We start from the raw sequence: 20591 nt of genomic DNA, 5'->3' as shown, positions 1-20591 counted from the left end.
AAACCTCGAGCCGTCCCGGAGCGATCCCCTTACGGCCGGTGCCTGTACCTCTAGACATCAATTCCATGGACCGCGCTGCGATCCACGTCACTCTGCCGCAATCTTCCCGGCCCCGGATTTCTCGCCCGTCTCGGCAATGCCGAGTTCTTTGAGTTTGCGATAGAGAGTCGAGCGACCAATCCCGAGTTTCCGCGCCACCGTTGCCATGCGGCCACGGTATCGATCGAGCGCCAGCCTGATCATCTCTGACTCTATATCGACGAGGGGGCGAACGTCTCCGCCTGCGTCGACGGCGACGATCGTCGCATCGGGTCGTGGCGCCAAAGCGGTTGGCGGCGGGTCGGATAGACGCGGCCGGTCGAAATGAATCACCGCGTCCGTCTCGATCGCGACCGGCGCGCTGGCAACGGGATCGAGGCGGCTGGCCATCTGCGGGAAATCGGCCGGGGTCAGCATCGGCCCGTCCGCCAGTGCGACAGCGCGGAAGACGGCGTTTTCCAGCTGCCGGACATTGCCCGGCCAAGGATGCGACGTCAGCAGGTCCAGCGCCCCCGGCGCGACGCCGCGCAAGCTGCGCTTGCCTTCCTCGCCCGCGAAGCGGGCGGCGAATTGCTGGACCAGATCGGGGATATCCTCGCGGCGGTCGCGCAGCGGCGGCACGCGGATCGGGAAGACATTGAGGCGGTAATACAGGTCCTCTCGGAACAGGCCCTGCTTGACGCGGGCGATGAGGTCGCGATCGGTCGCGGCGATCAGCCGGATATCGATCCGGATCGGGCGCTTGGCGCCCACCGGCTCAATCTCGCCTTCCTGCAGCGCGCGCAGCAGCCGGGTCTGGATGTCGAGCGGCAGGTCGCTGATGCCGTCGAGAAACAGCGTCCCGCCCTGGGCCTGCTGCAGTTTGCCGGGCTGCCGGGCGGAGGGGCCGGTCTGCAGGCCGAACAGGGTCGCATCCAGCAGGCCGGGCGCAAGCATGCCGCACGAAACGGCCACGAAAGGCTTCGACTTCCGGTCGCCGCTGCCATGGATGGCGCGGGCGATGCGTTCCTTGCCCGTGCCGCTTTCGCCTTCGAGCAGGATCGGCATCGGCGATCCCGCTGCGCGCAGGCCAAGCTGGATCACCCTCGCCATGGCCGGGCTTGTCGCGACGAGGTCGTCGAAGGTCAGCATGTCGCCGCTGGCGCGGCGGCTCCGCGCCAGCTCTTTTTCCAGCGCGCCCAGACGCAGCGCATTCCGGATCGAGACCTCGATGCGCTCGGGGGAGGCGGGTTTGACGAGGAAGTCCGTGGCGCCGGCGCGAATCGCGCTGGCCGCCTGGTCGATGCCGCCCTGCGCCACCTGGGCGATCACGGGCAGGGTACGGCGGGTCCGGGGCAGGCGTTCCAGGACGCCGATGCCGTCGAGTTCCGGCAGGACCAGATCGAGAATCATCAGATCGAAACGCCCGCCATCCGGCGCGGCCAGCCGCTCGAGCGCGGCGCGGCCGTCCGGCAGCGCCACCACTTCCAGGCCGAGCGCAATGGCCGCCGCTTCCAGAAGCCGCCTTTGCGCGGGATCGTCGTCGACGATGAGGATCTGGGCGGGCATGCGGCGCTTTGCATTTTCGGGATGGGAGCGGCACGGCGGCGAGCGACGCCAGGGTGCCTGTGGGGGCATGATCGGATCGTCGTGTTAACGTCCTGTTACCCGTGCGGCCCCGATGCGCCGCTGCGCACCCTTCCATGACGCGGGTTGATCGAGAGGGGGGTGGCCCCCTAAGTAAGGGCCATCTTTCTCGCGCTATCGGATCCACCATGCCCTTCATCAATGCGATCCCGAAGAGCTCGGCTCACATGAGCTCCGCTCTTGTCACCCAGCCCGCCGATGCGGCGCTTGGCGCACTGCCGGAGTGGAATCTGGCCGACCTCTATCCCGGCATGGACTCGCCGGCGCTGGCCGCCGACCTCGTCCGGGCGCAGACCGATTCGGTCGCGTTCGAGACCGCTTACAAAGGCAAGCTGGAAACCCTTGCCCGCGATGGCGGTCTGGTCGAGGCGATCGTCGCCTGCGAGACGCTGGAGGAATTGCTCGGCCGTATTATCTCCTATGCCGGTCTCGTCTATTCCGGCGACACGACCGATCCGGTCGGCGCAAAGTTCTATGGCGACGTGCAGCAGAAGATCACCGATGCCGGAACGCATCTGCTGTTCTTCACGCTGGAGCTGAACCGGATCGAGGACAGCGTGCTCGAGAGCGCGATGCAGGCGGATGCCAGGCTCGCGCATTACCGCCCGTGGATCGAGGATGTCCGCAAGGAGAAGCCCTACCAGCTCGAGGACCGCGTCGAGCAGCTCTTCCACGAGAAGTCGGTCACCGGGCGGGGCGCGTGGAACCGGCTGTTCGACGAGACCATGGCCTCGCTCCGCTTCGACGTGAACGGCGAGGAGCTGACGCTCGAGCCGACGCTGAACCTGATGCAGGATCCGGACGAGGCCAAGCGCAAGGCGGCGTCCGATGCGCTGGCGGCGACCTTCAAGGAGAACATCCGCCTGTTCACCCTGGTCACCAACACGCTGGCCAAGGACAAGGAAATCTCGGATCGCTGGCGCGGCTTCGAGGATGTCGCGGCCTCGCGCCACCTCGCCAACCGGGTCGAGCCGGAAGTGGTCGATGCGCTCGTCGCGGCCGTACGCGAGGCCTATCCGCGCCTGTCGCACCGCTACTACAAGCTGAAGGCCAAGTGGTTCGGCAAGGATGCGCTCGACCATTGGGACCGCAACGCGCCGCTGCCGAAGGTGCCGGGCCGCACCATTCCCTGGACCGAGGCGCGCGACACCGTGCTGTCGGCCTATGGCGACTTCGCGCCGGAGATGGCCGAGATCGCCAGGGAATTCTTCGACAAGAACTGGATCGACGCGCCGGTGCGCCCGGGCAAGTCGCCCGGCGCCTTCGCGCATCCGACGGTGCCCTCCGTGCACCCCTATGTCCTGCTCAACTACCAGGGCAAGACGCGGGACGTGATGACGCTGGCGCATGAGCTCGGCCATGGCGTGCACCAGGTGCTGGCCGCGCCGCAGGGTGCGCTGATGGCGCCGACGCCGTTGACGCTCGCGGAGACCGCCAGCGTGTTCGGCGAGATGCTGACCTTCCGCGCGCTGCTCGACAGCCAGACCGACCCGGTCCAGCGCAAGGCGATGCTCGCCTCCAAGGTCGAGGACATGATCAACACGGTGGTGCGCCAGATCGCCTTCTATTCGTTCGAGCGCAAGGTTCACATCGCCCGGCGCGAGGGCGAACTGACCTCCGACCAGCTGAATGCGATCTGGATGGAAGTCCAGGTCGAGAGCCTCGGCCCGGCGATCCGCCTCGGTTCCGGCTACGAGACGTTCTGGACCTACATCCCGCACTTCATCCATTCGCCGTTCTACGTCTACGCCTATGCGTTCGGCGATTGCCTGGTGAATTCGCTCTATGCGGTCTACCGCCAGTCGGAGAGCGGCTTCCAGGAGAAGTACTTTGACCTGCTGAAGGCGGGCGGCACCAAGCATCACTCCGAACTGCTCGCGCCCTTCGGCCTCGACGCGACGGACCCGTCCTTCTGGCAGAAGGGCCTTTCGGTGCTCGAAGGGTTTATCTCCGAACTGGAGGCGATGGAGGCGTAACTCGCCGCGCCATTCGCCAACATGAAAGTGGCCGCGCCAGGAATGGCGCGGCCTTTTCCGTCAGGGTGCTTCGTTCGATCGAGGTCACGATGCGAACGTCGCCGGGCCCTTCTCCTACAGGCTCGCCTGGGCCCGGTAGAGCCGGGCATAGGCGCCGTTCGCCGCGATCAGGGCCTCGTGGCTGCCTTCCTCGACGATGCCCGCCTCGGTCAGCACGAGGATCCGGTCGGCCCGCTGCACGGTCGACAGGCGGTGGGCGATGACCAGAGTGGTGCGGGAGCGCGTCAGCGTCAGCAAGGCCTGCTGCACGGCCCGTTCGCTCTCATTGTCGAGCGCGCTGGTCGCTTCGTCGAAGATCAGGATCGGCGCGTCCTTCAGGATAGCGCGGGCGATGGTCAGCCGCTGCTTCTGCCCGCCGGAGAGCTTCACGCCGCGCTGGCCGATGTCGCTGGCATAGCCGTCCGGCAGCGCCAGGATGAAGTCGTGCGCGTTGGCGGCACGCGCCGCCGCCTCGACCTCCGCATCGGTGGCATCGGGCCGGCCGTAGCGGAGGTTCTCCATCACCGTACCGGCGAACAGGTAGACGTCCTGCTGCACGATGCCGATGTTCCGCCGCAGCGCATCGAGCCGGATGTCGCGGATATCCGTGCCGTCGACGAGGATCCGCCCCTCCGTCACGTCGTAGAAGCGCGGGATCAGCGCGCAGAGCGAGCTCTTGCCCGCGCCCGAGGCGCCGACGAGCGCCACGAACTCGCCCGGCCGGATCGCGAGCGACAGGTTGCGGAGCACAGACGGGCCGTCCTCCTCGTAGCGGAAGCCGACCTTTTCGAAGGCGATCGCGCCACGGGCGCGGCCGAGGGTGATCGCGCCTGGACGATCCTGGATGTCGGGCTCCGTCTCGAAGATCTCCATCACCCGCACGAAGCCGGTGAAGCCGCTCTGCCAGAGGCGGGCGAGGTTGGCGAGACGGTCGACCGGGTCGATCAGCACGCCGACGCAGAGCAGGAAGGTGAGCAGTTCGGCGACGCCGAGCCCCGCTTCGACGACCCGGACCGCGCCCGCGACGATCACCATGACCGTGACGATCTGCGGGAACACCGTGGTACCGGACCAGAGAAACGCCTCGCTGCGATAGCCGATGCGCCGGCCTTCGAGAAAGCGCTGGTTGGCAATTTCGAAGCGCTGGTTCTCCAGCGCCTCGTTGGCGAAGGACTGCACGACGCGGATGCCGGCGAGGGAATCCTCGACCCGCTCGCTGACGCCGCCGACGCGCTCCTTCACCCGCAGCATGGCGGCGTTGACGCGATTGTTGAAATAGAGCGCATAGAAGGCCGCCGGCGGAACGAAGGCGAGGATCATCAGGGCGAGCGGGACGTCGAGCGTGAACAGGATCGCGGTCACGCCGCCGAACTTGAGGACCGCGATGGCGAGGTCCTCCGGGCCGTGGTGATAGAGCTCACCCACGTCGAACAGGTCGTGGGTGACGCGGCTCATCAACTGGCCGACGCGCTGGCGGTCGTAGAAGCGGAAGGAGAGCTTCTGGCAGTGGGCGAAAAGCTCGCGCCGCAGCGCCGCCTCCATCTTCGCGCCCATCATGTGGCCCTGATAGTCGACGAAGAGGGTGGCGAATGCCTGCACGACGAGCAGCGCCAGCATAAGCCCGCCCATGGCGTAGATGGCGGGCAGCGTCGACGACGGATCTTCCGCGCCGATCAGCAGGCGCGTCACATGGTTGGCGCAGAGCGGCAGCAGCAGCGCCGTCACGGAGATCAGCACGGCGCAGGCGAGGTCGAGCGCCAGCAGCGATAGATAGGGCCGGTAGTAGCCGAGCAGCTTGGCAAGCCGCGCGCGGGTCAGCCGCGGCGTCGAGGCCTCGGTCGGATCTTCCAACAGCAAAGCCGCGCGCGGAAAGGCGCGTTCGGCATTCGCGGCGGATGGAGCGGGAAGAGGGGAGTGTTCGCTTTCGCTAGCGGCGTCGTCGCGCGCCTGCATTTCCGGAGAACGGATAAGCATAGAGTTTCATGTCCTGGTGGTTTTCAAAGGCCTCCTTGTGGTTGGACATGAGGGTTCTCATCGGATGCTCCCGGTCTCTCGTTTGGCGAGCCGGCACTATGATCGCGCGGGCCACGCCGGGCAATGTCGAGGGGGTGGAAACCGGCCGACCGTGACTTTTCGGCACCGGCGATGGCCATCCGGTCAAGAATGTTGTACATTCTGTATAACTGGAGTGTGCGCCATGAAGCTCGAAATCAAGAAGATCGGCAATTCGACCGGTCTGATTTTGCCGAAGGAACTGCTGACGAGGCTCGACCTGCAGCAGGGCCAATGGCTGAGCGTGACAGAAAATGCCGATGGCTCCATCCGCCTTTCGCCCTTCGATCCGGAATTCGACAAGGCGATGCGCATCGTCGACGACGTCATGGACGAATACCGCGATACCCTGCGGGAACTGGCGAAGTGAGCGAGCCGCGCTGGCTCGCCCTAGAGGAGGTGCTGGTCGCGCATGAGCGGCAGATCGCCAAATTCGGAGGGCCGGCGGGGATACGGGACGCGGGTGCGCTGGAATCGGCGTTGGGCCGGCCTCGCAACAAGTTGGCGTATGTCGGAACCGATTTAGCCAGCCTGGCTGCGGCCTATGCGTTTGGCATCGCGCGCAACCATCCCTTTGTCGACGGTAACAAGCGCGCCGCCTTTGTCGCGATGATGCTGTTCCTGCGTCTCAACGATGTGCGTTTCGCGCCGTCCCCGGCCGAAGCGACGCTCGCCATTCTCGGGCTTGCGGCAGGCGAGATCTCCGAGGAAAACCTCGCGCGCTGGATCCGGGAGAGACTTCCCCCAGCGACCGAGTAGCGCGGCGGGTTTTTCGGGCGTCGGCTTGCTTCTGGCTTTCGGCACCGCATCTTAGGGGCACGCTTCCCTTCGCGTCTCCTTCCCGAGAGAGCTTGCCCCCATGTCCGATTCCGAACGCAACCGTCTCACCGGCCGCCTCTCCCGCTATGCCCGCGTCGGCGTGAATGTCGGCGGCGTCGCGGCCAAGGTGGCGGGGGCGCGGCTGTTCGGCGGCTCGCTCGACAAGGGCAAGAATGCGTCGGAGCTGGCCGCCGCGCTCGGCGGGCTGAAGGGGCCGTTGATGAAGGTCGGGCAGATCCTCTCGACCGTGCCCGACCTCGTGCCGCCGGAATATGCCGAGGAACTGTCGCAGTTGCAGGCCAATGCGCCGCCGATGGGCTGGCCCTTCGTCAAGCGGCGCATGCAGGCGGAGCTCGGTCCGAACTGGGAAAAGCGCTTCCAGCTTTTCGAGCATGCGCCGGCCGCGGCCGCTTCGCTCGGCCAGGTCCATCGCGCCATTGCCGGGGATGGCAAGGCGCTGGCGGTCAAGCTGCAATATCCCGACATGCAGTCGGCCGTCGAAGCCGACCTCTCGCAGCTGAAGATCCTGTTTTCGGTCTATCGCCGGATCGACAAGGCGATCGACACCAGCGAGATTTTCGAGGAGATCGGCAACCGCATCCGCGAAGAACTCGACTATGGCCGCGAGGCGCGCCACGCGCTGCTCTACAAGATCATGCTCGACGGCGAGACGCTGGTGCGCGTGCCCGAGGTCGAGCCGGCGCTCTCGACCAACCGGCTGCTCGCCATGCAATGGCTCGACGGCAACCGGCTGCTCGACTATCGCGACCGGCCACTCAACGAGCGCAACCGCATCGCCACCGCCATGTTCAATGCCTGGTGGTCGCCCTTTGCCCGCTATGGCGTGATCCATGGGGACCCGCATCTTGGCAACTACACCGTGTTCGAGAACGAGGCGGGCGAGGCCGCCGGCATCAACCTGCTCGATTATGGCTGCGTGCGCATCTTCCCGGCCAAGTTCGTGGCTGGCGTGGTCGACCTGTTCCACGGGCTGCGCGACAACGACCGCGACCGGATCGTCTCGGCCTATGAGATCTGGGGCTTCGCGGGTCTCTCGAACGAATTGATCGAGGCGCTGAACATCTGGGCGCGCTTCATCTATGGCCCGCTGATCGACGATCGCGTCCGCACCATCGCCGACGGCGTGGCGCCTTCGGAATACGGCCGCCGCGAAGCGTTCCAGGTGCATCAGGTGCTGCGCGAAAAGGGGCCGGTGACGGTGCCGCGCGAATTCGTGTTCATGGACCGCGCGGCCGTGGGGCTCGGCTCGGTGTTCCTGCACCTGAGGGCGGAAATGAACTTCCATCGCCTGTTCGCCGAGACCATCGACGGCTTCGACCGCGACATGCTCGACTACCGTCAGAAAGCGGCGCTGGGCGGGGTCGGCCTGGCCTGAAGCGTTCCTCGCTGTATCGTTGGCGGGGGTAGGGGCCCTGTTTGCCCCTCCGCCTGCGACATCACGCCCAATCGCCGTTTTTCAGCACCGCTAGAGTATGGCGAGGCCCGGTCGTTGCTATGCTGGCGATGGCGGATTGCCCGGCCTGCCCAAGTGTTGTAAAGGCCGCTCACGTTTGGTTTGCGCTGAAGGATGGATGCACCATGTCAGATAGCCCGATGGACTACCAGGAACATGAGAGAACCTATGCGTTCTTCACCGGCCTGACCAAATACGGCACGATCGCCTGCGTGGTGATCCTGGTGCTGATGGCGATTTTCCTGGTCTGAGTTCGACATAGACTCATCCGGCAGCCTGGCTGCCGGATGTCGCGATACCCGACGACTTGACTGAGCGGGCACATTGCGAGGCCCGCCGCTCCATAGGAAAACGCCATGAAGATTGGTGTGCCGGCGGAGGTGGACGGGCTGGAAAGCCGCGTTGCCGCGACGCCTGAGACGGTAAAGAAGTTCATCGCGCTGGGCGCCGAGGTGTCGGTGCAGTCTGGCGCCGGTGTCGCCTCGCGCATTCCCGATGCCGAATATGCCGCTGCCGGCGCGACCATCGCGGCTTCCGCCGCCGATGCCGTGCGCGATGCGGATATCGTGCTCAAGGTTCGCCGGCCGCTCGCCGATGAACTGCCGACCTACAAGCGCGGCGCGCTGATCGTCGCGACCATGGATCCCTATGGGCATGAGCAGGATGTCGCCGCCATGGCCGGCGCCGGCGTCACGGCGATCGCCATGGAGTTCATGCCGCGCATCACCCGCGCCCAGGTCATGGACATCCTGTCGAGCCAGGCGAACCTCGCCGGCTACCAGGCCGTGATCGACGCGGCTTCCGAATATGATCGCGCGCTGCCGATGATGATGACCGCCGCCGGCACCGTGCCGGCCGCCCGCGTCTTCGTCATGGGCGCCGGCGTCGCCGGCCTGCAGGCCATCGCCACCGCCCGACGCCTCGGCGCGGTGGTGACGGCGACCGACGTCCGCCCCGCCGCCAAGGAACAGGTGGAATCGCTGGGCGCCAAGTTCGTCGCCGTCGAGGATGACGAGTTCAAGCAGGCAGAGACCGCCGCCGGTTACGCCAAGCCGATGTCGGCCGAATACCAGGCCAAGCAGGCGGCGCTGGTTGCCGAGCATATCAAGAAGCAGGACATCGTCATCACGACGGCCCTGATCCCCGGCCGCGCCGCGCCCCGCCTCGTCTCGGCCGCCATGGTCGCCTCGATGAAGCCCGGTTCGGTGCTGGTCGATCTCGCGGTCGAGCGCGGCGGCAACGTCGAGGGCGCCAGGCCCGGCGAGGTCGCACTTGTCGACGGCAAGAAGATCGTCGGCCATCTGAACGTCGCCGGCCGCATCGCCGCGACCGCGTCGCAGCTCTATGCCAAGAACCTGTTCGCCTTCGTCGAGACGCTGATCGACAAGGCCGCCAAGACGGTTGCCGTCAACTGGGACGACGAGCTGGTCAAGGCGACCGTGCTGACGCGCGACGGTGCCATCGTGCACCCGGCCTTCAAGCCGAAGGAAGCGCCGGCGCCCGCGCCGGTTGAAGAGCCGAAGCCGATCATCGTTGCTGAGCAGGGGGCCAGCTGAACATGGCAAGTCTTACGCCCGATCAGGCGGCCAGCGCCGCCAAATCTGCTGCCGACGCCGCAAGCGCGGCGGCGAGCGCCGCGCAGGAAGCTGCCGCCGCGGCCCAGATCTACGCCGACCAGGCCGCCAGCGGACTCGGCAATGTCGCCGGCGCGGCGGCGCATGCGGTGTCGGGGGGCGCGATCGACCCCTTCATCTTCCAGCTGTCCGTCTTCGTGCTGGCGATCTTCGTCGGCTATTACGTGGTCTGGCAGGTGACGCCGGCGCTGCACACACCGCTGATGTCGGTCACCAACGCGATCTCCTCGGTCATCGTCGTCGGCGCGCTGCTCGCGGTCGGCGTCGACGCGGCGGTCGATGCGGCCGCTGCCTCCGGCCATGCCTGGGCGCAGGGCTTCGGCTTCGTCGCCCTGATCCTCGCCAGCGTCAACATCTTCGGTGGCTTCCTCGTCACCAGTCGCATGCTCGCCATGTACAAGAAAAAGACGAAGTGAGGCCGCGCCGATGACAACCGCAAATATCACGGCGCTGCTCTACCTCGTCTCCGGCGTCCTGTTCATCATGGCGCTGCGCGGGCTTTCGAGCCCGGCGACCTCGCGCCAGGGCAACCTGTACGGCATGGTCGGCATGGGGATCGCGATCCTCACGACCCTGGTCCTCGCCGCGCCCAAGGGCGGCACGGCCTGGGGCCTGATCATTGTCGGCCTCGCCATTGGCGGCGGCGCCGGCGCGATCATCGCCCGCCGCATCGCCATGACGCAGATGCCGCAGCTGGTTGCCGCCTTCCACTCGCTGGTCGGCCTCGCCGCCGTCATGGTGGCGGCCGCCGCCCTCTACGCGCCATCGGCCTTCGGCATCGGCGAGATCGGCCACATCCACGGCCAGGCGCTGGTCGAGATGTCGCTCGGCGTCGCCATTGGCGCGATCACCTTCACCGGCTCGGTCATCGCCTTCGCCAAGCTGAACGGCAACATGTCGGGCAAGCCGATCCTGCTGGCCGGCCGCCACTTCACCAATGCCGGCCTGTTCATCCTGCTGGTGGCGCTGGTCATTGCGCTGGTGTTCACGGAAAGCCATCTGATCTTCTGGCTGATCGTGATCGTCAGCCTGGTTCTCGGCGGCCTGATCATCATCCCGATCGGCGGCGCCGACATGCCCGTCGTCGTGTCGATGCTCAACTCCTATTCGGGCTGGGCCGCGGCCGGCATCGGCTTCACGCTGGGCAACACGGCGCTGATCATCACCGGCGCGCTTGTCGGCTCGTCGGGCGCGATCCTTTCCTACATCATGTGCAAGGGCATGAACCGGTCGTTCATCTCCGTCATCCTCGGCGGCTTCGGTGGCGAGACGGGCGGGCCGGCAACGGGTGGTGCGGTCGAGCAGCGCCCGGTCAAGCAGGGCTCGGCCGAAGACGCGGCCTTCATCATGAAGAACGCGTCCAAGGTCATCATCGTGCCGGGATACGGCATGGCGGTCGCCCAGGCCCAGCACGCGCTGCGGGAAATGGCCGACAAGCTCAAGGCGGAAGGCGTCGAGATCAAATACGCCATCCATCCGGTGGCGGGCCGCATGCCGGGCCACATGAACGTGCTGCTGGCCGAAGCGAACGTGCCGTATGACGAGGTCTTCGAGCTCGAGGACATCAATTCGGAATTCGCCCAGGCCGACGTCGCCTTCGTCATCGGCGCCAACGACGTGACCAACCCGGCCGCGAAGACCGACCCGACCTCGCCGATCTACGGCATGCCGATCCTCGACGTCGAGAAGGCTGGCACGGTGCTGTTCATCAAGCGCGGCATGGGCTCGGGCTATGCCGGCGTCGAGAACGAGCTGTTCTTCAAGGACAACACGATGATGCTCTTCGCCGACGCCAAGAAGATGGTCGAGAACATCGTCAAGTCTCTCGGCTGATCTTCTGGCCGATGCAGGATCTCGAAAAGGCCGCCTCCGGGCGGCCTTTTTGCGTTGGCGCATCCGAAGCGCAAAGGTCCTTGCTGCCGGAAGGGTTGACGTAGGGGAGTGCTTTCTTCAGGCTGCTTGGTGGGGGCGATTCAAACCCGATGGGGGTCCATGCATGACTGATCGCAAGCCTTACGTTCCGCCTGTCCTGACCAAGCGTTCGAAGATCGGCCCTATTGTCGCGGTGACCTCGCCGGTCATCTGGCCGCCCGCCAGCTAAGGCAATCCCGATCTCGTCCTCGGACGATATGCAGCGACGAACCGTGCCCGGTGGCTGACAGCCATCGGGGTTTCAAGCCGGATGGAAGCGGCCAGGCACGCATGAAGCTCATCGCCTATGTGATGGACGGCCACGAGATCGACATACGGCCGGCGCGACCGAACCGCGCTTGGATGGACGCCTATTTCGAGCGATATGCCTATGGCTGCCTGCCGCTGCTGATGGCCAACATGCATGGCTGGGAGATCCTGTCGCCGGTCAGCTTCACCGCCATCTGGAATGGCGGCAGCGACAAGGACTGTCTCGCGATTCTCGAGGACGAGGATTCGAACGGGCTGATCCTCAGTTTTTTCGGCGCGGGAATCATCACCTACAAGGTGCCGGCCGTGTTCCGGACCGAACCGGGTTACGACCTGATTATCCAAGCCCCGCCGAACAGTCCGGTCGACGGCGTGTCGCCGCTCACCGGGATCGTCGAGATGGATTGGGCCTCGACCGTCGTCTCGATGAACTGGCAACTGACCCGGCCGAATTTCGCCGTGCGGTTCAGGAAGGGGCAGCCGATATGCCAGATCGTTCCCGTGAAGCGGGGCGAACTGGAGAGCTTCGAGCCTGAAAAGAGGAAGCTCGCCGACGATCCCGAACTCGCCGAATATATGCGTCAGTGGAGCGCCCGGCGCGGCGTCTTCCAGGAGGCGCTGAAGGACCCCGATTCACCCGAGCGGCGGCAGAAATGGCCCGGAAACTACCGGCGCGGCACCGACGTCTTCGACGAGCGCGCGGCGCCGGGCGACCACCTGACCCGGCTGCGGCTGAAACCCTTCGAGGATCCGGACGTCCAGCCAGATTAGGCCGCAGCGACCGCAGGCGGGGCTCCGAGCGGTCCCCGCCCGATGTGTCGGCTTAGCTGGCGGGCGCCGTGCGGCGCATGCCGTCGCGGGCGGGGGCGTAGCCGGAATTGAGTGTGTGGGCGCGGTTGAAGGCGGCGTAGGCCGCGTCGCGCTCGCCCAGCTTCTCCAGCGCCAGGCCCTGGTTGGTCCAGCCCTGGTAATTGTCCTTGTCGCGACGGACGACGGCGTTGAAGTCGTCGAGCGCGGCCTTGTAGTCGGCGGTTGCGAGATAGGACAGGCCACGGCCGAGATGCGGGGCGACCGCGTTCGGCGCATAGGTCATCGACGCCGTGAAATCGGCGATGGCGTCGTTGTGGCGGCCCTGGCCCTGATAGATCAGGGCGCGATTGTTATAGGCCTTGGGATCGGTCGGCTCGAGCTCGATCGCCCTGGAGAAATCGGCGAGCGCCATGTCGATCTGGCCCTGCGAGCGATAGAGATTGCCGCGGCCGACATAGGCTTCGTTGTAGCTCGGATTGATCTCGATCGAACGATTATAGTCCGACAGCGCCTGGCCGTTCTGGTTCAGCTTGCGCTGGACGAGGGCGCGGTTCGAATAGGCCTGGTAGAAGCCCGGATTGATCTCGATGGCGCGGTTGAAGTCCGCCAGCGCCTGGTCGTAGCGTCCGGCGCGGCCGAGCGCGGTGCCGCGCACATTGTAGCCCGAGGCGTCGCTGGGATTCTGGTTCACGACCGAACTGAGCGACGAGATGTTCGCCTCCGAGCCCATGGCGCGGTCGACATCGTCGAAGTCGTGAACGTTGGATGCCGTCTGGCAGCCGGCAAGTGCCAGCGCGCCGGCGAGGGCGACCCAGAGCGGCCGCTGCCGCAATCCGCTCATCGACCTCAAGGCAAGCGCCTGGCTGCCGATTGCGGTCGAGGCCGGGCTCGCGGATGAAAACCTGCCGAGCGCCATCATGAGCGTAGCTCCCAAACGGGCGCCCATGGCGAATGGAAAGGGCGCAAGAAAACAAAAGGAAACGAGCCCGAAACAACGGGCTCGTCACCTCTGAACTTCAAAGCGAAAAAGCAGGCGAAAGCAGGGCGATACCCTGACTTATCAGCGCTTCGGCTTGGGAGCCGCCACGATGCCGCCTTCGCGCTGGGCGCGCTTGCGAGCCAGCTTGCGAGCACGGCGAACGGCTTCCGCCTTCTCGCGTGCCTTCTTCTCCGAGGGCTTCTCGTAGAAGTTGCGCAGCTTCATCTCACGGAAGATGCCTTCACGCTGCATCTTCTTCTTGAGAGCCTTGAGCGCCTGATCGACGTTATTGTCGCGAACGAGTACCTGCACGCGGGAGCGTCCTATCTTGATCCGGTCCGGATGAAATCTCGGGGGAGACGAGGCAGGGCGACAAAAGCCGCTTATCAACACCGTCCCAATTGTGGTCGCTCTCATAGCAGAAGGGGGGAGGCGATGTCAAAGCGGAGAGCCGCCGAAACAAGGTAAATTCTCGTTTTCGCCGGGTCCGCGTGGCTTTTTGGCCCGCCTTCCGAGATCCACAGGTCGGAATTCACGAGCGTCCAAGGCCGCCACAAGGCTGATTCAAGCAGAATCCGGCGCTGGAAGCAATTCTTCGCGAGTGAGTCGCAATCGCACATCACGGGACGTCGAGGAATCGTTCCGGCGGACAAGGAAAAGGCCCCGCCCGGATGGGCGAGGCCTTGCGAAGGATCGATCAGGCGCCGGGCGACGCATATGGGTGGGCGCCTGCGGCGGCCCGTGCGGCGGGCTGGGGATCCAGCCGGGCCTGGCGTCAGGCCTCGTCTTCGTCCTCGTCGACGGGGCCCTTCAGCGACTTCAGCTTGGCAAAGACCGCGTCGGCGTCCAGTTCGTCTTCCTGCGGCTCTTCCGGGCGATAGGAGCGCAGCGCAGCCGAGGCCAGGGCGTCGGCTGCGGTCGTCTCTTCCGTCGACAGCAGCGTCTCGCCCTCGGCGCCGATTTCACGCGGCGGTGCGTTCTTGGCGGCCTTCTCGACTTCGAAATCGAGATCGATCTGCGAGCACAGGCCGAGCATGACCGGGTCGGACGGCGTCAGATTGGTGGAATTCCAGTGGCTGCGGCCGCGGATCGAATCGATCGTCGGCTTGGTCGTGCCGACCAGACGCATGATCGCGGCGTCCTTCAGCTCCGGGTGATTGCGCAGCAGCCAGAGAATGGCGTTGGGACGATCCTGGCGGCGCGAAACCGGCGTGTAGCGCGGACCCTTGCGCTTCTGCACGGGAACGCGGACGCGCGTCTCGGCCATCTTGAGCCGGTATTTCGGATCCTTCTGGGCGCGGTCGATTTCCTCGCGCGTCAGCTGGCCGGTCGTCACAGGATCGAGGCCCTTGATCGTCTGGGCGGCCTCGCCGTCGGCGATTGCCTTCACTTCGAGCGGGTGAAGCTTGCAGAAATCGGCGATCTGGTCGAAGCCGAGAGAGGTATTCTCGACGAGCCATACGGCGGTTGCCTTTGGCATCAGCGGGATAGTCGACATAATTCTCTCCTGGTCGCTCTCCCGGTGGTCGGCCGGAGGAGCAGAGCAATCGTCTGAATGACGGGAATGGGCCGATATATAGACCGGTGCCCTTCCCGACGCAAACAATGCTTGCCAGGCGGCAAGCGCCGCTTGCCAAAGGGGATGGGTGATCGGCCCATTCCGTCCCGCTGCCACTGCCGCCGATGTGCCGGCAGGCTACGATTGAAGCCGGATGCGACCGAGGTCGCATCCGGCAATCTAGGTCATGCCCGCCATAGGCTTACGGGGCGGGAGTCGCCGGGGCCGGAGTGGCTGGCGCGGGCTCGGGCGTCGCCGGAGCCGGGGTGGCCGGCGCGGGCTCGGGGGCTGCCGGGGCCGGGGTTGCCGGAGCAGGCTCGGGGGTAGCCGGCGCAGGAGCCGGAGCGGGCTCGGCCGGTTTGACGGGTTCCGGAGCCGGGGTTGCCGGGGCGGGCGCCGGCGTGGACTGCTCTACGGCCGCCGGCGTGGGCGGCGCGACGGGCGTGCGTGACTTCCACCAGAAATAGGCGATCACCAGAACGATGATGACGACGACGACCCATACCCAAGTATTTTGGCGTTGCATGTTGTCCTCCGGGGTGCGTGTTGCACCGACGAGCGCAATCTTACATCAAATCGTCCCATTCAACGAAGAGGAAACGATAGGCTAGGTTTCTCGCGGTCTCGAAGTCTACTGCATGGAGGCTGCTCCACGGTCCGAGCGAGCCGATATTCAGCCTCCATCCGCCGACCTCGACAGGGCACTGCCGATGTTTACGCTTGGCTGCGCCGGTGAACTTCAGCGCCCGGGAGGGCAACGGCGTTCGGCCGGTCTGGTTTCACCGGCCGTTCATTTTCGGCGGAGCGGGCCCTGCCGATCAGAGCGTCAGGACGATCTTGCCGATATGGCCAGAGCTTTCCATCCGTCGATGCGCTTCCGCGGCCTGCAGCAGCGGGAAGGTCGCATCGATCCGGGGCAGGATCTGCCGCTGTTCGATCAGAGGCCAGACCTTCGCCTCCAGTGCGCGCGCAATGCCGGCCTTGAAGCCCACGGTGCGCGGGCGCAGCGTCGATCCCGTCAGGGTCAGCCGCTTGGACAGAAGGCGGGTGAAGTTCACGTCGGCGATCGGGCCGTTCAGGAAGGCGATCTGGCCGATATGGCCGTCCAGCGCGGCGGCATCGAAATTGCGCTCGATATAGTCGCCGCCGACCATGTCGAGGATGACATCGGCGCCGTGGCCCTCGGTCACCGTCTTCACGACGCTGACGAAATCCTCCGTATGGTAGTTGATGGCGTGGCTGGCGCCGAGTTCGACGCAGGCGGCGCACTTCTCGGCCGATCCGGCCGTCGCCAGCACGGTGGCGCCGAAGGCCTTGGCGAGCTGGATCGCCGTCGTGCCGATGCCGGACGTGCCGCCATGCATGAGGAAGATGTCGCCGGCCTTGAGGCCGCAGCGCTCGAAGACATTGTGCCAGACGGTGAAGAAGGTCTCGGGCAGGGCTGCCGCCTCGACCAGGCTCAGGCCCCTGGGCACGGGGAGGGCATTGGTTTCGTTGACGGTGACATATTCGGCATAGCCGCCGCCGGCGACCAGCGCCGTTACCGTATCGCCGATGGCGAAGCGCGTGACATTGCGGCCGAGCGCCACGACATGGCCGGCAACCTCGAGGCCCGGCAGGTCGGAGGCGCCCTTGGGCGGCGGGTAATGGCCCTGCCGCTGCGCCACGTCGGGCCGGTTGACGCCGGCCGCCGCCACCTGGATCAGGATCTCGTGCTCGAACGGGTGCGGCACCGGGCGCTGGGTCGGCTGCAGAACGTCCGGCCCGCCCGGCTCGGAAATGGCGATGGCGGTCATGGTTTCGGGAACAGCGTTCATGAACGTCTCCTTGGACTTCGGCGCCCTGTCTGGCAAAGGCCGATTCAATCTTGCTATCTTTGGACCAGGCGGGATCCAAAAACGAGTGGAGCGCATCATGGCCCTTTTCGACGACGTCCCGGTGGAAAAGCCTTCGCCGCATCGGATCGGCGAGGATCTGGGACGGCTTTCGATCGACGAGCTGAACGAGCGGATCGTCTTGATGGAGGTCGAAATCGCACGGCTGCGCGAGGCGATCGCCGCCAAGACGGCGTCGCGCGCGGCGGCCTCTTCCTTCTTCAAGACCTGATACGCGCGGTGCCTGGAAGACCGTTAACGGCTCGTTAAGGTTTCGGGCGCCTTAATCAGGGGATCCAGCGATCTGGATGTGACTGAAGCGTTCTGTTGGTCTCCTCCCTCTGTCGCCTCACAAGAGCCGTTCATCGCGGCTCTTTTTTTGACTTCCGCCTTTGCAGGAGGCAAAATCCGGAAAACTTGCGCCCCGCTCGCCCCTGGTCGGTGAGCATGGCTGCGCAGCGGAATGGCTTCATGACAGACGATAGCCCTGGGCAAATCGATCCGCCGGTCGTTTTCGGCAGACGGTTTGCGTTTTCGGACACTTTCCGCGGCCTCTTCCGGGAAGGGATGCTGCTCGTCGAGGAGACGGCGGCCTATCTCGACGGTGACGGCCGGGGCGAATCACGCGACCTCCCGCGGGCCGCCTCGCTCACCTACGCCACCGAATCGATGCGGCTGACGACCCGGCTGATGCAGATTGCCTCCTGGCTCCTGCTGCAGCGCGCCGTCAACGAGGGCGAGATGACCTTCGAGCAGGCGGGCACGGAAAAGGCCAAGGTGCGGCTGCGCGGCTTCGGCACGCTGACCGAGGGACCGAACTGGCAGGACCTGCCGGTGCGGCTGCGCGAACTGATCGAGCATTCGGTGCGGCTGCAGGAACGCGTCATCCGCCTCGACGATGCGATGTGCAACGCTGCCAATGCCGAGGAGCCGGCCGAGAACCCGGTCAGCCGCCAGTTGGGACAACTGGCGCGCGCCTTCGGCTCTGGCGGAGAATAGGCGCCAAGCGCAGCGTCCGCAGCACGCCTGCCGCCAACCGGCATCCCGACAAGCAAAAACCCCGGCCAATGACCGGGGTTTTTTCATTCCAGTGCTTCGAACGGGCGAATTAGCTGCCCATGAAGCCCTTGAACTTGTTGTTGAAGCGCGAGACGCGGCCGGCGCGGTCGAGCAGGGTCTGGTTGCCGCCGGTCCAGGCCGGATGCGTCGACGGGTCGATGTCGAGGTTCATGACCGAACCTTCTTCGCCATAGGTCGACTTGGTCAAATATTCGGTCCCGTTCGTCATCACGATCTTGATCGTGTGGTAGTCGGGATGAATGCCATTCTTCATCGTCTGGTCCTCGCGGCTCGGTCCGTTGGACCGCATGGTCGTCGCCCGCCGAAGCGGAAGCGCCGTCCTGATCAATGGGGAAAACGGCTGCTTGCGACGGGCCGTCCTGTGGGGCGACGATATAGCCCAGCGTTCCGGCCTGCACAAGAGGCGGCTTGCCTTGAAACACCGCCGCCGTCAGTGCATCTAGGCGCCATCGAGGCGATCGCCTCCGGGAATGACTGAGACGGGTGCCGATGGCGGACCGAGACGCGATATCGAGCGACGCCGCGGGCGCTGCCAGGACTGGACGCCGTTCGCTGCGGCCGCTGGCCATGCTGCGGCCTTATGTGCTGCGCCGCAAGCCGCAACTGGTCGGCGCCATCCTGGCGCTGGTGATGGCGGCGCTGGCAACCCTGACGGTCCCGCTGGCCGTGCGCCGCATGATCGACCACGGCTTCACCGCCGACAATGCCGGCACGATCAACGTCTATTTCATGGCCCTGATCGGCGTCGTCGCCGTGCTCGCGACCGCTTCCAGCCTGCGCTTCTACTTTGTCACCTGGCTTGGCGAGCGCGTCGTCGCCGACCTGCGGGCCGATGTTTTCCGCCATCTTTCGGCGCTCGGCATCGATTTCTTCGACCGCAACCGCTCCGGCGAGATCGCCTCGCGGCTGACGGCCGACACCACGCAGATCAAGTCGGTAGCCGGCGCCAGCATCTCGATCGCGCTGCGCAATCTGGTGATGTTCATCGGCGGCGTGGCGATGATGATCGTCACCAGCCCCAAGCTTTCCGGCCTCGTGCTGATCGCACTCCCGATCGTCGTGCTGCCGCTGGTCGGCTTCGGCCGTCGAGTCCGGCTACGCTCGCGCAAGGCGCAGGACCTGCTGGCGGATGCCTCCGCCTATGCCTCGGAAGCGGTCGGCGCCATCCGCATCGTCCAGGCCTTCACGGCCGAGGCGACGGTGGCGCGGCGATTTGCGGAAAGCGTGGAGGGCGCCTTTGTCGCGGCGCGCAATTCGACGGTCGCTCGCGCGGCGCTGACGGGCTTCGGCATCTTCATGGTGTTTGCCAGCATGGTCGCGGTGCTGTGGTGGGGCGCCCAGGACGTGATGGCGGGCCGGATGACGCCGGGCACGCTCGGCCAGTTCCTGATCTATGCGGTGATCGGCGCCGGCGCGCTTGGCGAGCTTTCGCAGGTCTGGGGCGATATCTCGAATGCCACCGGCGCCGCAGAGCGGCTTGCCGAGATCCTGGCGGAAAAGCCGTCCGTCGCGGCGCCGGCCAAGCCGCTGCGACTGGCCGAGCCGGTCCGGGGCGCCGTCGCGTTCGAGGATGTGGGCTTCGCCTATCCCGAGGGCGGGCGGGGCGCTGCCATCCGCCATATCGGTTTCCGCGTCGAGCCTGGCGAACGCGTCGCCGTGGTCGGTCCGTCCGGCGCCGGCAAAAGCACGTTGTTCAACCTGATGCTGCGCTTCTACGATCCGCAGCAGGGCCGGGTGACGGTGGATGACGTCGATATCCGCGATCTCGATCCCGTCGCCTTGCGCAGCCATATCGCCATCGTGCCGCAGGATACGGTGGTGTTCGCGGCGAGCGCGGCCGAGAATATCGGCATCGGCCGTCCCGGCGCCGACCGCGCCGCGATCGAGCGGGCGACTGTCTCCGCCCATGCCGACGCGTTCCTGGCGACGCTGCCGCAAGGCTACGAGACCGAACTGGGCGAACGTGGCGTGACGCTTTCCGGCGGCCAGCGCCAGCGCATCGCGATTGCCCGCGCCATCCTCAAGGACGCGCCGATCCTGCTGCTCGACGAGGCGACCTCGGCGCTCGACGCCGAGAGCGAAGTCGCCGTTCAGGATGCGCTGGATGAACTGATGGTCGGCCGCACGACGATCGTCATCGCCCACCGCCTGGCGACGATCCTCAAGGCCGACCGCATCCTGGTCATGGATGGCGGCGCGATCGTAGAGGAGGGCACGCATGAGGCGCTCGTGCGCCACGGCGGCCTCTATGCGAGGCTCGCCCGCCTGCAGTTCCGCGAAGACGCCGCCTGAGCCTCAGGCCGCGACGAGACGAGAGAAGTCCGTGCCCGGTGCGAGGTGCAGGGACGCGTCGAGGATCTCGACGGCTACGATCTTTGCTCCAGCGCCCAGGCTGGATGGATCCTCGCTTCGGCGAGAATGACGGCGGAGTGGTGGCGGCGGGCGGCCTG

At 66.0% G+C, this 20591-nt stretch carries 20 protein-coding genes; 12 read left to right on the top strand and 8 right to left on the bottom strand.

Going from position 1 to position 20591, the window contains the following annotated elements; genetic code table 11:
* Positions 1 to 87: 87 nt before the first annotated feature.
* Positions 88 to 1587 carry a sigma-54-dependent transcriptional regulator gene (locus OSH10_RS03850; protein ID WP_266330221.1) on the bottom strand — a complete coding sequence of 500 codons (1500 nt, stop codon included), beginning with the start codon at positions 1585 to 1587 and terminating at the stop codon, positions 88 to 90.
* 245 nt (positions 1588 to 1832) lie between these two features.
* Here OSH10_RS03850 and OSH10_RS03845 point away from each other — a divergent pair, with 245 nt between their 5' ends.
* The gene (locus OSH10_RS03845; RefSeq protein ID WP_266330220.1) at positions 1833 to 3641 is read left to right on the top strand and encodes a M3 family oligoendopeptidase; all 1809 of its coding nucleotides are present in this window, start codon (positions 1833 to 1835) and stop codon (positions 3639 to 3641) included.
* 114 nt (positions 3642 to 3755) lie between these two features.
* Here OSH10_RS03845 and OSH10_RS03840 read toward each other — a convergent pair whose 3' ends face one another.
* Positions 3756 to 5654 (bottom strand): ABC transporter ATP-binding protein, encoded by a 1899-nt coding sequence (locus OSH10_RS03840; RefSeq protein WP_266330219.1) that lies wholly within the window; start codon positions 5652 to 5654, stop codon positions 3756 to 3758.
* 223 nt (positions 5655 to 5877) lie between these two features.
* Here OSH10_RS03840 and OSH10_RS03835 point away from each other — a divergent pair, with 223 nt between their 5' ends.
* From OSH10_RS03835 to OSH10_RS03800, 8 genes are all read left to right on the top strand, one after another.
* The gene (locus OSH10_RS03835) at positions 5878 to 6102 is read left to right on the top strand and encodes an AbrB/MazE/SpoVT family DNA-binding domain-containing protein (RefSeq protein ID WP_266330218.1); all 225 of its coding nucleotides are present in this window, start codon (positions 5878 to 5880) and stop codon (positions 6100 to 6102) included.
* On the top strand, positions 6099 to 6491 hold the full coding sequence (locus OSH10_RS03830; protein ID WP_266330217.1) for a type II toxin-antitoxin system death-on-curing family toxin: 393 nt from the start codon (positions 6099 to 6101) through the stop codon (positions 6489 to 6491). The genes OSH10_RS03835 and OSH10_RS03830 overlap by 4 nt, the downstream gene beginning before the upstream one ends.
* Before the next feature lie 100 nt (positions 6492 to 6591).
* Positions 6592 to 7947, top strand: a complete 1356-nt coding sequence (locus OSH10_RS03825; RefSeq protein WP_266330216.1) for an ABC1 kinase family protein — start codon at positions 6592 to 6594, stop codon at positions 7945 to 7947.
* Positions 7948 to 8150: 203 nt separating this feature from the next.
* A complete protein-coding gene (locus OSH10_RS03820; protein ID WP_266330215.1) occupies positions 8151 to 8276 on the top strand; it encodes an aa3-type cytochrome c oxidase subunit IV in 126 nt (41 codons plus the stop codon).
* A 105-nt stretch (positions 8277 to 8381) separates the two neighbouring features.
* Positions 8382 to 9581, top strand: coding sequence for a Re/Si-specific NAD(P)(+) transhydrogenase subunit alpha (locus OSH10_RS03815; RefSeq protein WP_266330214.1), 1200 nt, complete (start codon positions 8382 to 8384; stop codon positions 9579 to 9581).
* 2 nt (positions 9582 to 9583) lie between these two features.
* Positions 9584 to 10075, top strand: a complete 492-nt coding sequence (locus tag OSH10_RS03810) for a proton-translocating transhydrogenase family protein (RefSeq protein WP_266330213.1) — start codon at positions 9584 to 9586, stop codon at positions 10073 to 10075.
* A gap of 10 nt (positions 10076 to 10085) precedes the next feature.
* Positions 10086 to 11492, top strand: coding sequence for an NAD(P)(+) transhydrogenase (Re/Si-specific) subunit beta (locus OSH10_RS03805; protein ID WP_266330212.1), 1407 nt, complete (start codon positions 10086 to 10088; stop codon positions 11490 to 11492).
* A 369-nt stretch (positions 11493 to 11861) separates the two neighbouring features.
* The gene (locus OSH10_RS03800; protein ID WP_266330211.1) at positions 11862 to 12611 is read left to right on the top strand and encodes a DUF6065 family protein; all 750 of its coding nucleotides are present in this window, start codon (positions 11862 to 11864) and stop codon (positions 12609 to 12611) included.
* Positions 12612 to 12663: 52 nt separating this feature from the next.
* Here OSH10_RS03800 and OSH10_RS03795 read toward each other — a convergent pair whose 3' ends face one another.
* The 5 genes from OSH10_RS03795 to OSH10_RS03775 form a co-directional block, all read right to left on the bottom strand.
* Positions 12664 to 13569 (bottom strand): tetratricopeptide repeat protein, encoded by a 906-nt coding sequence (locus tag OSH10_RS03795; protein ID WP_266330210.1) that lies wholly within the window; start codon positions 13567 to 13569, stop codon positions 12664 to 12666.
* A gap of 141 nt (positions 13570 to 13710) precedes the next feature.
* The gene (rpsU, locus tag OSH10_RS03790) at positions 13711 to 13941 is read right to left on the bottom strand and encodes a 30S ribosomal protein S21 (RefSeq protein ID WP_018181327.1); all 231 of its coding nucleotides are present in this window, start codon (positions 13939 to 13941) and stop codon (positions 13711 to 13713) included.
* Between the two features lie 463 nt (positions 13942 to 14404).
* Positions 14405 to 15127 (bottom strand): DUF1013 domain-containing protein, encoded by a 723-nt coding sequence (locus OSH10_RS03785; protein ID WP_266330209.1) that lies wholly within the window; start codon positions 15125 to 15127, stop codon positions 14405 to 14407.
* A gap of 262 nt (positions 15128 to 15389) precedes the next feature.
* Positions 15390 to 15713 (bottom strand): hypothetical protein, encoded by a 324-nt coding sequence (locus OSH10_RS03780; protein ID WP_266330208.1) that lies wholly within the window; start codon positions 15711 to 15713, stop codon positions 15390 to 15392.
* 292 nt (positions 15714 to 16005) lie between these two features.
* Positions 16006 to 17004, bottom strand: coding sequence for an NAD(P)H-quinone oxidoreductase (locus OSH10_RS03775; RefSeq protein WP_266330207.1), 999 nt, complete (start codon positions 17002 to 17004; stop codon positions 16006 to 16008).
* Between OSH10_RS03775 and OSH10_RS22945 the strand changes: the two genes are divergently transcribed.
* Complete coding sequence (locus OSH10_RS22945) at positions 16973 to 17293, top strand: DUF1192 domain-containing protein (RefSeq protein WP_407660653.1); 321 nt, start codon at positions 16973 to 16975, stop codon at positions 17291 to 17293. The genes OSH10_RS03775 and OSH10_RS22945 overlap by 32 nt on opposite strands.
* A gap of 239 nt (positions 17294 to 17532) precedes the next feature.
* Positions 17533 to 18060, top strand: coding sequence for a protease adaptor protein RcdA (gene rcdA, locus OSH10_RS03765; protein ID WP_266330206.1), 528 nt, complete (start codon positions 17533 to 17535; stop codon positions 18058 to 18060).
* A 109-nt stretch (positions 18061 to 18169) separates the two neighbouring features.
* Here the strand turns inward: rcdA and rpmE are convergent, their stop codons facing one another.
* The gene (rpmE, locus tag OSH10_RS03760) at positions 18170 to 18394 is read right to left on the bottom strand and encodes a 50S ribosomal protein L31 (RefSeq protein ID WP_266330388.1); all 225 of its coding nucleotides are present in this window, start codon (positions 18392 to 18394) and stop codon (positions 18170 to 18172) included.
* Positions 18395 to 18630: 236 nt separating this feature from the next.
* Between rpmE and OSH10_RS03755 the strand changes: the two genes are divergently transcribed.
* On the top strand, positions 18631 to 20433 hold the full coding sequence (locus OSH10_RS03755) for an ABC transporter transmembrane domain-containing protein (RefSeq protein WP_266330205.1): 1803 nt from the start codon (positions 18631 to 18633) through the stop codon (positions 20431 to 20433).
* Positions 20434 to 20591: the final 158 nt, after the last annotated feature.

This window comes from Kaistia defluvii, from assembly GCF_026343955.1.
GTDB lineage: Bacteria > Pseudomonadota > Alphaproteobacteria > Rhizobiales > Kaistiaceae > Kaistia > Kaistia defluvii.
The sequence above is the reverse complement of the archived record's forward strand: the minus strand, read 5'-3'. Positions and strand labels throughout refer to the sequence as shown.